14 protein-coding genes are annotated in these 14,812 nt (G+C 64.9%); 9 read left to right on the top strand and 5 right to left on the bottom strand.

Translation table 11 applies throughout. The features are described 5' to 3' along the window. Nucleotides 1-91: 91 nt before the first annotated feature. Complete coding sequence (gene secA / locus AC24YW_RS13445; RefSeq protein WP_487483175.1) at nt 92-2,932, bottom strand: preprotein translocase subunit SecA; 2,841 nt, start codon at nt 2,930-2,932, stop codon at nt 92-94. Nucleotides 2,933-3,285: 353 nt separating this feature from the next. On the opposite strand from secA, the gene AC24YW_RS13440 reads away from it, so the two are divergent. Together AC24YW_RS13440 and argJ are read left to right on the top strand one after the other, a co-directional pair. Further along, nucleotides 3,286-4,200 carry a peptidylprolyl isomerase gene (locus AC24YW_RS13440; RefSeq protein ID WP_036042584.1) on the top strand — a complete coding sequence of 305 codons (915 nt, stop codon included), beginning with the start codon at nt 3,286-3,288 and terminating at the stop codon, nt 4,198-4,200. A gap of 100 nt (nt 4,201-4,300) precedes the next feature. Further along, complete coding sequence (gene argJ / locus AC24YW_RS13435) at nt 4,301-5,560, top strand: bifunctional glutamate N-acetyltransferase/amino-acid acetyltransferase ArgJ (protein WP_487483174.1); 1,260 nt, start codon at nt 4,301-4,303, stop codon at nt 5,558-5,560. 43 nt (nt 5,561-5,603) lie between these two features. Here the strand turns inward: argJ and AC24YW_RS13430 are convergent, their stop codons facing one another. After that, the gene (locus AC24YW_RS13430) at nt 5,604-6,929 is read right to left on the bottom strand and encodes a TadE/TadG family type IV pilus assembly protein (RefSeq protein WP_487483173.1); all 1,326 of its coding nucleotides are present in this window, start codon (nt 6,927-6,929) and stop codon (nt 5,604-5,606) included. A gap of 139 nt (nt 6,930-7,068) precedes the next feature. Between AC24YW_RS13430 and AC24YW_RS13425 the strand changes: the two genes are divergently transcribed. After that, nucleotides 7,069-7,479: a (deoxy)nucleoside triphosphate pyrophosphohydrolase gene (locus AC24YW_RS13425; RefSeq protein ID WP_487483172.1), complete on the top strand. Its 411-nt coding sequence runs from the start codon at nt 7,069-7,071 to the stop codon at nt 7,477-7,479. Between the two features lie 119 nt (nt 7,480-7,598). Here the strand turns inward: AC24YW_RS13425 and AC24YW_RS13420 are convergent, their stop codons facing one another. Beyond that, entirely contained in the window at nt 7,599-8,447 is an 849-nt protein-coding gene (locus AC24YW_RS13420; protein ID WP_487483171.1) for a methyltransferase domain-containing protein, read from the bottom strand. A 117-nt stretch (nt 8,448-8,564) separates the two neighbouring features. Between AC24YW_RS13420 and AC24YW_RS13415 the strand changes: the two genes are divergently transcribed. The 5 genes from AC24YW_RS13415 to AC24YW_RS13395 are packed head-to-tail and all read left to right on the top strand — an operon-like array spanning nt 8,565 to nt 11,669. Further along, entirely contained in the window at nt 8,565-9,143 is a 579-nt protein-coding gene (locus AC24YW_RS13415; protein WP_487483310.1) for a macro domain-containing protein, read from the top strand. A gap of 58 nt (nt 9,144-9,201) precedes the next feature. Next, the gene (locus AC24YW_RS13410) at nt 9,202-10,005 is read left to right on the top strand and encodes a ComF family protein (protein WP_487483170.1); all 804 of its coding nucleotides are present in this window, start codon (nt 9,202-9,204) and stop codon (nt 10,003-10,005) included. A 34-nt stretch (nt 10,006-10,039) separates the two neighbouring features. Continuing rightward, a complete protein-coding gene (grxC, locus tag AC24YW_RS13405; protein WP_036026245.1) occupies nt 10,040-10,315 on the top strand; it encodes a glutaredoxin 3 in 276 nt (91 codons plus the stop codon). Then, the gene (locus AC24YW_RS13400) at nt 10,312-11,190 is read left to right on the top strand and encodes a carbon-nitrogen hydrolase family protein (protein WP_487483169.1); all 879 of its coding nucleotides are present in this window, start codon (nt 10,312-10,314) and stop codon (nt 11,188-11,190) included. Before grxC ends, AC24YW_RS13400 begins: the two co-directional genes overlap by 4 nt. Beyond that, on the top strand, nt 11,187-11,669 hold the full coding sequence (locus AC24YW_RS13395; protein WP_487483168.1) for a DUF1178 family protein: 483 nt from the start codon (nt 11,187-11,189) through the stop codon (nt 11,667-11,669). Before AC24YW_RS13400 ends, AC24YW_RS13395 begins: the two co-directional genes overlap by 4 nt. Here AC24YW_RS13395 and AC24YW_RS13390 read toward each other — a convergent pair. Further along, nucleotides 11,666-12,565 (bottom strand): EamA family transporter, encoded by a 900-nt coding sequence (locus AC24YW_RS13390; protein ID WP_487483167.1) that lies wholly within the window; start codon nt 12,563-12,565, stop codon nt 11,666-11,668. The two genes, AC24YW_RS13395 and AC24YW_RS13390, sit on opposite strands and share 4 nt — an antisense overlap. Before the next feature lie 125 nt (nt 12,566-12,690). Then, a complete protein-coding gene (locus AC24YW_RS13385) occupies nt 12,691-13,347 on the bottom strand; it encodes a DedA family protein (RefSeq protein ID WP_487483166.1) in 657 nt (218 codons plus the stop codon). 293 nt (nt 13,348-13,640) lie between these two features. Between AC24YW_RS13385 and cobS the strand changes: the two genes are divergently transcribed. Beyond that, complete coding sequence (cobS, locus tag AC24YW_RS13380) at nt 13,641-14,639, top strand: cobaltochelatase subunit CobS (RefSeq protein WP_487483165.1); 999 nt, start codon at nt 13,641-13,643, stop codon at nt 14,637-14,639. Nucleotides 14,640-14,812: the final 173 nt, after the last annotated feature.

Raw genomic sequence — 14,812 nt, 5'->3', positions numbered from 1 at the left:
GAGAGGTCGCGGCGTACTGGGTCGCCCGGTCAAGCCGGGCGAAGACATTGATGCGTGAGGCGCGAGCTTCGCGCCTCAGTCGCGCTGAACCTCAAGCATAGCGCCCGTGGCAGTGCTTGTACTTCTTGCCCGAACCGCACGGGCAGTCCTCGTTGCGGCCGACCTTGCCCCAGCTGGCCGGATTCTTCGGGTCGCGCAGCGCCGCGTCGGTGGCCTGGGCGCCGAGGGTGACGCTCGCAAGCGCCATCTCGTCCTCGCCGGTGTTCGGATCGAACTTGTGCGCCTCCATCGGCGGCAGCACCGGGGCTTCCTGCTCCGGCGGAACGATCTCGACGCGCATCAGCTGCGCCGTGACGGCCTCGCGCAGGTGAGCGCTCATCTCCTGGAAGAGATTGAAGGCTTCGGTCTTGTACTCCTGCAGGGGATCGCGCTGGCCGTAGCCGCGCAGGCCGATGACCTGGCGCAGATGGTCGAGCATGATCAGGTGCTCGCGCCAGAGATGGTCGAGCGTCTGCAAGAGGATGGTCTTCTCGACGTAACGCATCACGTCGGGACCCCATTGCGCGACCTTGGCCGCCATGTGCTCGTCGGCCCTGGTCTCGATGCGCGTGAGCAGCTCCTCGTCGGCGATGCCCTCTTCCTTGGCCCATTCGTCGACCGGAAGGTCGAGATCGAGCACGCGCTTCAACTCGTCCTTGAGCCCGGCGACGTCCCATTGCTCGGCATAGGCGTGCTCGGGCACGTGCTTGGCGACGAGGTCGTCGATGAAGGCGTGGCGCATGTCGGCGACGGTCTCGGCGACGCTCTCATCCTTCATCAGCTCGACGCGCTGGTCGAAGATCACCTTGCGCTGGTCGTTCTGGACGTTGTCGAACTTGAGCAGGTTCTTGCGGATGTCGAAGTTGCGCGCCTCGACCTTCTGCTGCGCCTTCTCCAGCGCCTTGTTGATCCAGGGATGGATGATGGCCTCGCCCTCTTGCAGGCCGAGACGCTGTAGCATGCTGTCGAGGCGGTCCGAGCCGAAGATGCGCATCAGGTCGTCTTCCAGCGACAGGAAGAACTTCGAGCGGCCGGGATCGCCCTGACGGCCGGAACGGCCGCGCAGCTGGTTGTCGATGCGGCGGGATTCGTGGCGCTCGGAGCCGATGATGTAGAGGCCGCCCGGCTTCTTCACGGTCTTGGCAGGCTTCGAACCCTTCGCCGGCTCGATCTCGACGGTCTCTTCGGCCTTCAGCACGATGTCGCGGAAGTGCTCGATATCGGCCTTGATCTGCTCGATCTTCTTGGCCTTTTCGGCCTCGTCGGTGATGCCCGCAGTCTCCTGCTGGAGGCGCATCTCCAGCGAGCCGCCGAGCTTGATGTCGGTGCCGCGGCCGGCCATGTTGGTGGCAATCGTGATCGCGCCGGGCACGCCGGCTTCTGCGACGATGTAGGCTTCCTGCTCGTGGAAGCGCGCGTTCAGCACCGCGAACAGTTTCGCCGGCTTGCCGGCGCGGGCAGCGGCATAGAGCTTGTCGAGCGCGCCCTCCTTGCCGAAATCGATCTGCTTGTAGCCGTTCTTCTTGAGGAATTCGGCGAGCACTTCCGACTTCTCGATCGAGGCGGTACCGACCAGCACCGGCTGCAGGCGCGAATTGGCGCGCTCGATCTCGGCGAGAATGGCCTGATATTTTTCCTTCTGGGTCCGATAGACCTCGTCGTCCTCGTCGAGGCGCGCGATCGACAGATTGGTCGGGATCTCCACGACCTCGAGCTTGTAGATGTCGAACAATTCGTCCGCTTCGGTCGCGGCGGTGCCGGTCATGCCCGCCAGCTTCTCGTACATGCGGAAGTAGTTCTGGAAGGTGATCGAGGCCAGCGTCTGGTTCTCGGGCTGGACCTGGACGTGCTCCTTGGCTTCCAGCGCCTGGTGCAGGCCTTCCGAATAGCGGCGCCCCGGCATCATGCGGCCGGTGAACTCGTCGATGATGACGACTTCGCCGTCGCGGACGATGTAGTCCTTGTCGCGCGTGAACAACGTGTGCGCGCGCAGGGCCTGGTTGATGTGATGCACGACGGAGACGTTCTCGACGTCGTAGAGCGATTCGCCCTTGAGCTGGCCGGCATCGCGCAGCAGGGTCTCGATCTTCTCCATGCCGCCTTCGGTCAGCGTCACGGTGCGCTGCTTCTCGTCGACATCGTAATCGGTCTTGTCGAGCCTGGGCAGGAAGCCGTCGATGGTGTTGTAGAAGTCGGAGCGGTCGTCGAGCGGACCGGAGATGATCAGCGGCGTGCGCGCTTCGTCGATCAGGATGGAGTCGACCTCGTCGACGATGGCGAAGAAGTGCGGCCGCTGGACCATGTCCTCGAGCCGGTACTTCATGTTGTCGCGCAGATAGTCGAAGCCATATTCGTTGTTGGTGCCGTAGGTGATGTCGCAGGCATAGGCCGCCTTGCGCTCGGCATCGTCGAGGCCGTGCACGATGACGCCGGTGGTCATGCCGAGGAAGCCGTAGATCTGACCCATCCAGCCGGAGTCGCGGCGGGCGAGGTAGTCGTTGACCGTGACGACGTGGACGCCTTTTCCGGCGAGCGCGTTCAGATACACCGCAAGCGTCGCGACCAGCGTCTTGCCTTCGCCGGTCTTCATCTCGGCGATGTCGCCCTCGTGCAGCACCATGCCGCCGATCAGCTGGACGTCGAAATGGCGCTGGCCGAGCGTGCGCTTGGCGGCCTCGCGCACGGTCGCGAAGGCCGGGACCAGAAGGTCGTCCAGCGTCTTGCCGTTCGCGAGCTGCTGCTTGAATTCCGCGGTGCGGGCCTTGAGCGCCTCGTCGGAGAGCTTGGCGAGCTCAGGCTCCAGCGCGTTGATCGCGTTGACGCGGGACTGATATCCCTTCACCCGCCGGTCGTTGGCGGAGCCGAAAAACTTGCGGGCGAGCGCGCCGATCATGCCTGGTTCCTGTGTTCGCGATTCAACCGCGTTGGGCCTAAGAAGTTGTCACCCGCCCGCCTATCAACTCACCGTGACGCTTCGCGGCGTCAGAGCCCGGACTGCGGGGGGTCATCCGCCATATGGGTGGGAATTGGGCAAGTCTGGGTTCAACGGCCAAAAACGCAGCAAAATAAACGCCATCGCCATGGTCGCGACCGGGCAGAGATATGGCCCGGTCGGGGCCTTGTCAACGGCGGGCGCAGTGCGGCCAATTCATCATTTTGACAGACTTTTCGCGTTGCCAAGCCTCCCTGATTGGGCGAGTGTCCGCCCCGCTCGAGCAGCCCCCTGCTTCAACATAAGGATTTTCCATGACCACCTCGTTCCCGGCAACCCAGCGCTTCCGCTCCGCGTCCGCCCTGGCTGGCAGCCTCGCTCTGGCGCTGTCCCTGGCGTTTGCGGGCCCGCTCCGGGCTGCCGATGATCCGGTGCTGGCGAAGGTGAATGGCGCGGAAATCAAGAAGAGCGACGTCACCATGGCCGAGGAGGAACTCGGGCCGAGCCTCGCCCAGATGGACCCGGCCACCAAGGACGAGAACGTCCTGTCGTTCCTGATCGACATGAAGATCGTCAGCAAGGCTGCCGAAGACAGGAAAATCGCCGACAGCGAGGAGTTCAAGAAGCGCCTCGCCTTCGCCCGCAACCGGCTTCTGATGGACAGCCTGCTCGCCAACGAGGGCAAGGCCGCCACCACTCCGGACGCCATGAAGAAGGTCTATGAGGAGGCCGCCAAGCAGATCACCGGCGAGCAGGAGGTGCGTGCCCGCCACATCCTGGTCGAGACTGAGGACGAGGCCAAGGCGGTGAAGGCCGAGCTCGAGAAGGGGGCCGATTTCGCTGAGCTCGCCAAGAAGAAGTCCAAGGACCCGGGTTCGGCCGATGGCGGCGACCTCGGCTTCTTCACCAAGGAACAGATGGTGCCGGAATTCTCGGCCGTGGCCTTCTCGCTCGAGCCGGGCAAGATCTCGGACCCCGTGAAGTCGCAGTTCGGCTGGCACATCATCAAGGTCGAGGAAAAGCGCAACCGCAAGGCGCCCGATTTCGAGCAGGTCAAGGCCCAGATCGAGCAGTACGTGACCCGCAAGGCCCAGGCCGAGTATGTCGCCAAGCTGCGCACCGAAGCCAAGGTCGAGCGGCTGGACCAGCCGGCGGCCGATGCGTCGAAGGACGCCAAGTCCGATGCGAAGCCGTCCGACAGCAAGATGGCGCCGCCGGCGAAGAAGTAAGAATTCGCTGTCACTTCGCGGACGCCAAGAGTATCTAACGTCGCAATGGCCGGGGCTCCCCCGGCCATCTGCATGTCCAGACCCTACCAAGGCGCCCGCGATGTCCTCCTCCGTCTCTCCCCTCGCTCCCAAAACCGTCCCCGATATGCCCGTGATCGCGGGCATCCGTCTGGCGACGGCCGAAGCCGGCATCCGCTACAAGAACCGCACCGACGTGCTGCTCGCGGTGATGGACAAGGGCACTGCGGTCGCCGGCGTCTTCACCAGGTCGAAGTGTCCCTCGGCCCCGGTGGAATGGTGCCGCGCCAAGCTGAAGGGCGGCGGATCTTCTAGAAAAGGATTGGCGCGTGCTCTGGTGGTCAATTCCGGCAATGCCAACGCCTTCACCGGCAAGACCGGCCGCGCCTCCACCGCGCTGACGGCGAAGATCGCGGCCAAGGCGGTCGGCTGCAGTGAGAGCGAGGTCTTCCTGGCCTCGACCGGGGTGATCGGCGAGCCGCTGGACGCCACCAAGTTCGACGGCGTGCTCGGCCGCCTCGCCGAAGCCGCCGAGCCCGGCGATTACCTCGCCGCGGCCAAGGCGATCATGACCACCGACACCTTCCCGAAGGTGGCGACCGCCACCGTCAAGCTCGGCAAGGCCAAGGTCACCATCAACGGCATGGCCAAGGGCGCCGGCATGATCGCGCCCGACATGGCGACGATGCTGTCCTTCATCTTCACCGACGCGCCGATCGCGCCGGCGGCGCTCCAGGCACTGCTCAAGAGCGGTGTGGAGGATACCTTCAACGCCGTGACGATCGACGGCGACACCTCGACCTCCGACACGCTGCTGGCCTTCGCCACCGGAGCGGCGGCCGAGCACGGCGCGCCGAGGATCAGCCGCGCCAGCGACCCGCGCCTGAAGGCCTTCGTCAAGGCGTTCAACCAGGTGCTCGCCAATCTCGCCGAGCAGGTCGCCCGCGATGGCGAAGGCGCGCGCAAGCTGGTCGAGATCACTGTCGAGGGCGCCAAGACCAAGGCCTCCGCTCGCAAGATCGCGATGTCGATCGCGAACTCGCCGCTGGTGAAGACCGCAATCGCGGGCGAGGATGCCAATTGGGGCCGCGTGGTGATGGCCGTCGGCAAGGCCGGCGAGCCGGCCGATCGCGACAAGCTGTCGATCTCGTTCAACGGCATCCGCGTCGCCAAGCGCGGCGCGCGTGATCCCGATTATGACGAAGCGCAGGTGTCGGAAGCGATGAAGGCGCCGGAGATCGCGATTCTGGTCTCGCTCGGCCTCGGCAAAGGCCGCGACCGCGTCATGACCTGCGACCTCACCAAGGAATATGTGGCGATCAACGGGGACTACAGGTCGTAAGTTTTCTCCCTCTCCCCGTTCTTACGGGGAGAGGTGAGCGCCATCACCCGGAGATCCGCGCGTCCGCGACCGCCTTCTTGAACAGCGCGTTCATGGCGTCCGCAATGCCTTGCGTCGGGCTGACCTCGAAATACAGGCCCGGCGAAGCGCAGCTCTGCATGTTCTGTGCGATCTGGCTGTTCGGCGACGGGCCATAGGGGCCGGCATTGAACGGATCGATCCACTTCATGTACCAGGAGTTGGTCGGCAGCGCGAGATACGTCGTGTACAACACCGCGACCTTGACGCCGCGATCCTTCATCGTCTTGCAAAGCGCGGGGTTGAGTGGCGACTGGCACCGCGTGCTGCCTGAGAGCGGTTTCAGGCATCCAGTGTTGCTCTCGTCGGCCACGCCGTCGGACACGAAGAACAGGTACTTGAGCGGACTGGCCGACGTGCCGCCTCCGGGGGAGCTGATCTCGCCGTTGATCGCGGGAAAGACCGCGGTGAATGGGGTATCCTGATCGTTGTTCTCGTTCTGGCCGTTCACCGTCATCAAGTCGATCTTGCCGGCCGCGGTCTTGGCGCTGGAGAGGGAAGCCGACAACGAAAACAGGCTGCGCAGGCCGAGCGAGCTCGCAGAGCCGCCGAAATCATAGATCGCCATTCTGAACTGGTTTGAATAGGTCTGCGTGGCGTTTGCCGTATCCATCAAGGACTCCGTGGCGCTCCGAAGCACGTCGATCCGGGTGGTCACGCCAAGCTTCTTGGCCAGGTCGTAATAGTTGTTCTTGTCCTTGAGATCATGGCAGGCGAAGGCGCATTTGTCCGACGTGTTGTCGACCATCTTCTTCACGTCGGCCGGGGTCGCACCGACGCCCATCGACGGCGAATTATCCAGCAGCAAATAGAAATCGATGTAGAGCGGCATGCTGGCTGTCGCCTTCGACGTGCCGCTCAACGTCAGCACCGACTTGCCGATCACGCCGAGAAACATGGTGTTCATGGTTGCGGTGAACGAAACCGTCGCGGTGATGGTCGAGCCGGACTTGACCACGGTCGGCGTGAGGCCGGTCAGCGTGTAGCCGGACTGACTGGCGCGGTTGGCATTGAAGATGTTGGTGGCGTCCGTGACGCCGACCGAGATCGAGCCGTCCGCAGTCATGTTGCCGGCGGCCTTGAAGCCGGGTGAGGCTTTGGCGATCGAGCCGACACTGGCGGCATCCGCCGCGGCCTGAAGCTTGGACCGGATCAGCGTCGCGCGCGAATAGTCGATGGCGCAGCCGACCGCACTGATCAGGGGAACGCAGGCGAGCGCGAAAATCACCGCGATATTGCCGCGCCGGTCGTGGCCGAACCGGCAGAGGAGAGCCGAAAGCGCAGCGCGCATGGGGAGGCCTGGAGTGGTTTAAAAGAGCTCCCACTCTAGGAACTGCGGATTAAATATGACTTATGGAGATCGTGGAAACTTGGACCGCAACGAGGTTAACAAAGCGTTGCAGACGATCTTCAGCGAGCGACCGACACGCATGGCCGATTTCAAACTGACACTGGTGGTGGCCTGCGCGCTTGTCGACGCCGACAAGCGCGTCCTGATCGCGCAGCGCCCGGAAGGAAAGGCCCTGGCCGGCCTCTGGGAATTTCCGGGCGGCAAGTGTGAACCCGGCGAGCGGCCGGAGCAGAGCCTGATCCGCGAGCTCCGCGAGGAGCTCGGCATCGACGTCGCCGAGCCTTGCCTCGCGCCGCTGACCTTCGCCAGCTATGGTTACGAGACCTTCCATCTGCTGATGCCGCTCTACATCTGCCGGCGCTGGGAGGGGATGGTCACCGCACGCGAGGGCCAGAACCTCGCCTGGGTCCGCGCCAACAAGCTGCGCGACTATCCGATGCCGCCCGCGGACGTTCCGCTGATCCCGCATCTGATTGATTTGCTGATGTGATGCATATTTGTGCCCCGGACGCAGCGCAAAGCGCTGCAGAGCCGGGCCCAGAGGCTGCAGACATGGGTCCCGGCTCTGCGCAGCAGCGCAAGAACGCTGCAGCGCGTCCGGGACAAACGTCACTCCTTCCCCGCCTTCTTCACCGCCTCCGCCAGGCTCGCTTTCGCCGATCCCGGCTTCAGCGGCTGCTGCTGGCTCGCATGCGGGGCCCAGCCCGAGAGCCAGACGATGTCGAATGTCGCGCGGATGCGGCCGTCGGCATCGGCAAAGCGCTCGGCATAGATCTCGGCCATGCGCAGCAGCGTCGTACGGCGTGACGGCGTCCGACGCCGCTCGATCAGCACATTGGCCGCGCCCATGCGGCGCAAATCCTGCATCAAGGCGAACGCATTGCCGTAGCGCACCACGACCCGGTCGACGTCAGTCACCGGCAGCGCAAAGCCCGCCCGCTGCAGGAGGGCGCCGACGTCGCGGAGGTCCGCGAACGGTGCGACACGCGGCGATACACCGCCCTCGCATTCGGCTTCGGCCGCGGCAAACGCCTGGCGTAGCTCGGTCAAGCTGTCGCCGCCGATCATCGCGGCAAGCAGCAGGCCGTCCGGCTTCAGCGCCCGGCGGATTTGCGCGAGCACGCCCGGCAGGTCGTTGACGAATTGCAGCGCCAGCGCCGAGACGACGAGGTCGAGAGATTCGGGCGCGATGGGCAACTTCTCCGCGTCGACCGCGTTGAGCGCGATGTGTTCGATGGAGGGAAGCCGCGTGCGCAACGCCGCCAGCCCCGCGCCGGGCGTCCAGAGGTCGGCGGGAGCGTGAAACTCCCGCATCACCGCCGCCAAGCGGTCGGACATGTCCTCGGCGACCCGATCGAGCAGGAATGTGACCGCGCCTTGGGCCTGGGCGCGCTGCTGTCGCCTCTGCAGCAAGGCACGATCGAACAAGGCGGGCGGGGTTTGGGGCGGCACAGCCATGCGGTTTGGTTACGCTCATGATGGCCACTCTGGCAACCCACGCACCAAGAGGCAGGTGGAACAGCCAGACACGCCGTCGTATAATCAGGCCTCACCGAGGCTCAGGCAGTATTCAGCATTCATCTTCGCGATAATAGCGCAGACGTCGTCGAAGCATGGAGAGCGGCTTTTGCCGACGTAGCAGACGTCGAGGTCTCGCTCGGCGATATCTTCGCTCCGGACGCTGATGCGATCCTGAGCCCCGCGAACAGCTTTGGGCACATGGATGGTGGAATCGATCTGCTCTATTCGCGATATTTCGGCTGGGATCTCCAAACCAGTCTACAGGCCGTGCTGTCGCAACACCATTATGGAGAACTCCCGGTCGGCCAAGCAATCGTGCTTGCCACAGGCCACCCGCGCTTCCCGTTTTTGGTGAGCGCGCCCACGATGCGAGTCCCGACGCGAATCGATCAGACCGTGAATGTGTATCTCGCATTCCGGGCAGCTCTGATTGCCGTCCTGTCCCACAATGCCGGCGCCGACGACACGATCCGATCCTTGCTCGTCCCGGGTCTGGGGACAGGCGTGGGCGCGATGCCTCCAGCGCGGGCTGCCCGCCAGATGCGGCTGGCCTATGACTCGATCTTCGCGCCGGCCTCGGAGCGGCGGAGCGCCCGCACCATCCTGAGAGAGCACCACGAACTGCTCCTATGATAGTCTTGTCGGGCCCCGGCCGCTTGAGCGCCGTCGCACGGAACGCTAGCCTTCCCTCATGCCAGCCGAAACCGACCGCTCCATGCCTTCACCCTTGCGTGCCGCCTGGACGGCCGGCCGCCACGTGCTGGCGCGGGCGGCGCGGCTGGCGCTCGACATCGCGCTGCCGACACAGTGCGTGTCCTGCCAGGAGCCGGTCGATGGCGAGGGCGTTTGCGCTTCCTGCTGGGCGCGGCTGTCGTTCATCGAGCGGCCCTATTGCCCGCGGCTCGGCATTCCCTTCGTTTACGACCCCGGCCCCGAGATGCTGTCGATGGAGGCGATCGCGAGCCCGCCGGCCTACCAGCGCGCCCGTGCGGCGGTACGCTATGACGACGTCGCGCGCACGCTGGTGCATGCGCTGAAATATCAGGACCGTACCGATCTGGCGCCGGCCATGGGCCGCTGGATGGCGCGCGCCGGCCGCGAGGTGCTGACCGGCGCCGACATGCTGGTGCCCGTGCCCCTGCATTGGCGGCGGGCCTGGCGGCGCCGCTACAACCAGTCCGGCGCGCTCGCGCGCGTCATCGAGCGGCAGAGCGGGGTCAAGGTGCGGGGCGACGTGCTGCGGCGGGTGCGCGCCACCGAGCAGCAGATCGGCCTGTCGCGGGCCCAGCGCGCCACCAATGTGCAGGGCGCATTCCAGGTATCTCCCGACCGTCAGGCCGAGGTCCAGGGCCGCCGCGTTGTCCTGATCGACGATGTCCTGACCTCAGGGGCTACGCTCGACACCTGCGCGCGGGCCCTGCTCCGCGCCAAGGCGGCTCAGGTCGACGTGTTGGTCTTTGCCCGGGTTGTCGAGAGCGGGCCCCGTCCCATATAATTCAATGAATTCATGACATGAGAGCGCCAGACGAATGACTGCTGCTGTCGAGATCTACACCCGGCCGGGCTGCGGCTATTGTTCCGCCGCCAAGTCACTGCTGACCCGCAAGAAGGCGACCTTCACCGAATTCGACGTCGCCAAGAACCCATCCTGGCGCCAGGAAATGTACGGCCGCGCCGGCCAGGGCTCGACCTTCCCGCAGATCTGGATCGGCGGCACTCATGTCGGTGGCTGTGACGACCTCTATGCGCTCGATCGCGAAGGCAAGCTCGATGGCATGCTCGAAAGCGTGAAGGCGGTATCATGAGCGAGAACCGCACGTTTACGGCCGCCATGGTGCAAATGCGCACCGGCCTGATGCCCGGGCCGAGCCTCGAGCAGGCCACGAAGCTGATCCGGCAGGCCGCGGCCGATGGCGCCGATTACGTGCAGACGCCCGAAGTCAGCAACATGATGCAGCTGAACCGCAAGGCGCTGTTCGAGCATCTCCAGAGCGAAGAGGACGACACTTCGCTGAAGGCGTACCGGGCGCTCGCGGCGGAGCTGAAGATTCACCTCCATGTCGGCTCGCTGGCGCTGCGCTTCTCGCCGGAGAAGGCGGTCAACCGTTCCTTCCTGATCGGGCCCGAGGGCAACGTGCTCGCGAGCTACGACAAGATCCACATGTTCGACATCGAGCTGCCGGACGGCGAGAGCTATCGCGAGTCCGCCAACTACCAGCCGGGCGAGACCGCCGTGATCTCGGATCTGCCCTGGGGCCGCATCGGCTTGACGATCTGCTACGACGTGCGCTTCCCCGCGCTGTACCGCGCGCTGGCCGAAAGCGGCGCTTATTTCATCACCGTGCCGTCCGCCTTCACCCGCAAGACCGGGGAAGCGCATTGGCACGTGCTGCTGCGCGCCCGTGCGATCGAGACCGGCTGCTTCATCTTCGCCGCGGCGCAGGCGGGCCTGCACGAGAACAAGCGCGAGACCTACGGGCATTCGCTGATCGTCGACCCCTGGGGCGAGATCCTCGCCGAGGGCGATGTCGAGCCGGGCATCATCATGGCCAGGATCGATCCGGGCAAGGTCGAGACCGCGCGCCGGGCGATTCCCTCGCTCCAGCACGGCCGCCGCTTCGGCGTCTCCGATCCCAAGGCCGGGCCGGACCATTTGCACCTCGTGCGGGGATCGGCATGATCCGCTACGCGCTACGCTGCGACCGCGACCACGACTTCGAGAGCTGGTTCCAGAGTTCGTCCGCCTATGATTCGCAGGTGAGGCGGAAGCTCGTGACCTGCCCGATCTGCGGCTCAGCCAAGGTCGAGAAGGCGATCATGGCGCCGCGCATCGTCGGCAAGAAGGGGCGCGGCCGCGCCACGCCGCCGCCGGAGCCCGTGGCCGCGACCACGCCCGAGGCTGCGCCTTCAGGGCCGACCTCGCTCTTGATGGCGCAGGAGCGCGAGTTGCGCGCCAAGCTGAAAGAGCTGCGCGACCACATCGTCAAGAACGCCGACAATGTCGGCGAGCGTTTTGCCAATGAAGCCCGCGCCATGCATTACGGCGACAAGGAGCACCGCCCGATCTACGGCGAGGCCTCGCCCGAAGAGGCGAAGTCGCTGATCGAGGAAGGCATCGAGGTCTCGCCGCTGCCGAGCCTGCCGGAAGACCGGAATTAAGCCCCCACCAGCACCGCAACGCCGACCACGATCAGCGCGATGCCAAGAAGCTCGCGCGTCGCGATTGGCTGCTTGAACGAGTAGTAGGCCACTGCTTGCGCGAACAGCACCTCGACCAAAGCGAGCGTTCGGACATTGGCGGCGGCTGTCAGCGCGAACGCCAGGAACCAGAATTGCGAAGCGAGGGCGCCCGTGAAGCCCGCCAGCATCGAGGGCTTCCACAGGGCGAGGATCGCCTGCAGCACCTTTGGAGCGCGCCATAGCAGGTAGATCGTCAGGATCAGCGTCTGCACGAACAGGCCGAGCACCAGCGTGATCGACGCCGCGGTCACGAAGGACACGCCGGGCACATTGATGATGGCGCCGCGAAAGCCGACCGCTGACAGCGCGAAGGCCGCGGCCGCGACGAGGCCGGTGATGGTCGGCTTCAGCTCCGCAAAGCTCTTCTCGCCGCCGAGCCGGAGCGCGGTGATGACGACGCCGATGGTGGCGATCACGATCGCGAGCACCTTCAGCCAGGTCAGGTGATCGCCGAGGAAGACGAAGCCGAAGATCGCGGTCTGGATCGCCTCGGTCTTCAGGTAGGCCGTCGTCACGACAAAGGAACGGTCGTTCATCGCGAGCAGCATCAGGCCGGTGGCGACGATCTGGCTGAGCGCGCCCAACAGCAGCCATGGCCAGAACACGGTTGGCGGCGCGCTCAGATGATCGCCGGTCGCGAGCAGCACCAGGGCCAGGAACAGCAGCGAGAACGGAAAGCCGAACAGGAAGCGGATATTGGTCGCGCCCCAGGTCCCCAGCGGCTTCGTCAACGACCGCTGCATCGCATTGCGCGCGACCTGCCCGAGCGCGGCAATGATGGTGAAGGGAATCCAGAGGCTGGCGATGGTGAACATGGATCCGGGCCAACGTGCCGCTAGCGGTGAAGCAGGTCAATCACACCGATGTCATGGGTGCGATGCTCTCGCACAAACTCGGTGCCTGCGAACGCAGGGCCGGCGCTTGTGATGCAGCGTCTGCCCTAAACCTGCGGCTTGGCCGTCGCGCCGCCGCCATTCCGCCGGCGATAGATCCACATCCCCACGCCCAGCACGAGCGCAACCCCGGCGACGGTCAGCATCCAGATGTGCTTGCCGACATGCGCGTGATGATGCAGCCCGGCATATTCATGCAGGGCCGACACGGCCAGCACGCCCGGGAGCACATGGGCCGGCGCCCAGGCCAGGATCGCCGGAATGTTCACGGCATAGAATGTCGCGGGCGCCATGCCCAGTGCGCCGGCCGTCACGGGCACGAAGGCGCGGATCGGCGGCACGAAGCGGGCGAAGAACACGGCCCAGGTGCCGAAGCGGTGGAAGAAATTCTCGCTCTCGGCGACGACGCGCGGATAATGGGTCAGCGGCCAGGTGTTGAGGATCTCGCGCTGCCGCCTGTGCCCGATCCAATAGGCCGACCCGTCGCCGAGTACGGCACCAGTTGCAGCCGCCAAGAGCACCCATGGCAGCTGCAATTCGCCGCCGGGGACCAGGGCGCTCAGCGCCAGGATGATGGTCGAGCCGGGGATCACCGATCCCACCACCGGAACGGCTTCGAGCAGCGCCGCCAGGAACAGGGTCAGATAGGCCAGCCACGGATGGGCGGAAACGAAGGCGATGAGGGGATCGAGAAAGGACGTCACGTCGTCTCTTGAAGGGCTGGAGCATGGGGCCTCGGACCCTACATAAGTAATTGCATACGGCCAAAGCACCATTCGCATGGATTGGGCGTGACCCGCCCGAATTTCGGCGTGATTCGCAAGGCAGCCCTCCAAAAACTGCGTTCCTTGCCTATCTAAATGAAAAGACAACGGAACTTTGATTGGTGGGCGGGCTTCTGCCGGCTCGTTGTCTCTGATAGGTTGATTATCAGCACCCAGCCGCAGCCAACGTGCGAATAACCGGTTTCGGGACCGCCCGGGACCTCGGAGGATTGATGACGACCGCCGCCCTGTCCAAAGTTGAGGAAGTTTCCGGCCTGCCCGACATGAAGGTGTCGGTGCGCCAGGTGTTCGGGATCGACAGCGATCTCGAAGTCCCGGCCTATTCCGAAGTCGATCCTCACGTGCCCGAAGTCGATACCGATTACCGCTTCGACCGCGCCACCACGCTGGCCATTCTTGCGGGCTTTGCCAGGAACCGCCGCGTGATGGTCACCGGCTATCACGGCACCGGCAAATCCACCCATATCGAGCAGGTCGCGGCACGCCTGAACTGGCCCTGCGTGCGCGTCAACCTCGACAGCCACATCAGCCGTATCGACCTCGTCGGCAAGGACTCCATCGTGGTCCGCGACGGCAAGCAGGTCACCGAATTCCGCGACGGCATCCTGCCCTGGGCGCTGCAGAACAACGTCGCGCTGGTGTTCGACGAATACGACGCCGGCCGCCCCGACGTGATGTTCGTGATCCAGCGTGTGCTGGAGGTCTCGGGTCGCCTGACGCTGCTCGACCAGAACAAGGTGATCAAGCCGCATCCGGCGTTCCGGCTGTTCGCGACCGCCAACACCGTCGGCCTCGGCGACACCTCGGGCCTCTATCACGGCACCCAGCAGATCAACCAGGGCCAGATGGACCGCTGGTCGATCGTCACCACGCTGAACTATCTCAGCCACGACGAGGAAGTCGAGATCGTGCTGGCCAAGGCCAAGCACTATCGCACGCAGGAGGGCCGCGACATCGTCAACAAGATGGTGCGCCTTGCCGACCTCACCCGTAACGCCTTCGCCAACGGCGATCTGTCCACGGTGATGAGCCCGCGCACGGTGATCACCTGGGCGGAAAACTCCGACATCTTCGGCGATATCGGCTTCGCCTTCCGCGTCACCTTCCTCAACAAATGCGACGAGCTCGAACGGCCCCTGGTCGCCGAGTTCTACCAGCGCTGCTTCAATGCGGAGCTGCCGGAATCGGCGGTCAACGTGGCGCTCAGCTGAGGCGTCAGATGTCGTCCCGGACAAGCGCAGCGCTTGGCAACGTGAAGCGTTGTCGAGCGCGAAGCGCAGATCCGGGACTCATAACCACAAGCCGTGGTTTTGCGAAGGTCGGGGCCGTCAGTATCTCACTAACTGCTCCCTGTGGTTATGGGTCCCCGCCTTCGCGGGGACGA

The organism is Bradyrhizobium sp. USDA3516, assembly GCF_057651995.1.
This window is presented reverse-complemented; position numbering and strand designations above follow the sequence as displayed.

Bases quoted from the DNA above. Each gene is read 5' to 3' on its own strand.
- secA (WP_487483175.1), bottom strand. From the start codon at position 2,932: ATGATCGGCGCGCTCGCCCGCAAGTTTTTCGGCTCCGCCAACGACCGG.
- AC24YW_RS13440 (WP_036042584.1), top strand. From the start codon at position 3,286: ATGACCACCTCGTTCCCGGCAACCCAGCGCTTCCGCTCCGCGTCCGCC.
- argJ (WP_487483174.1), top strand. From the start codon at position 4,301: ATGTCCTCCTCCGTCTCTCCCCTCGCTCCCAAAACCGTCCCCGATATG.
- AC24YW_RS13430 (WP_487483173.1), bottom strand. From the start codon at position 6,929: ATGCGCGCTGCGCTTTCGGCTCTCCTCTGCCGGTTCGGCCACGACCGG.
- AC24YW_RS13425 (WP_487483172.1), top strand. From the start codon at position 7,069: ATGGCCGATTTCAAACTGACACTGGTGGTGGCCTGCGCGCTTGTCGAC.
- AC24YW_RS13420 (WP_487483171.1), bottom strand. From the start codon at position 8,447: ATGGCTGTGCCGCCCCAAACCCCGCCCGCCTTGTTCGATCGTGCCTTG.
- AC24YW_RS13410 (WP_487483170.1), top strand. From the start codon at position 9,202: ATGCCAGCCGAAACCGACCGCTCCATGCCTTCACCCTTGCGTGCCGCC.
- grxC (WP_036026245.1), top strand. From the start codon at position 10,040: ATGACTGCTGCTGTCGAGATCTACACCCGGCCGGGCTGCGGCTATTGT.
- AC24YW_RS13400 (WP_487483169.1), top strand. From the start codon at position 10,312: ATGAGCGAGAACCGCACGTTTACGGCCGCCATGGTGCAAATGCGCACC.
- AC24YW_RS13395 (WP_487483168.1), top strand. From the start codon at position 11,187: ATGATCCGCTACGCGCTACGCTGCGACCGCGACCACGACTTCGAGAGC.
- AC24YW_RS13390 (WP_487483167.1), bottom strand. From the start codon at position 12,565: ATGTTCACCATCGCCAGCCTCTGGATTCCCTTCACCATCATTGCCGCG.
- cobS (WP_487483165.1), top strand. From the start codon at position 13,641: ATGACGACCGCCGCCCTGTCCAAAGTTGAGGAAGTTTCCGGCCTGCCC.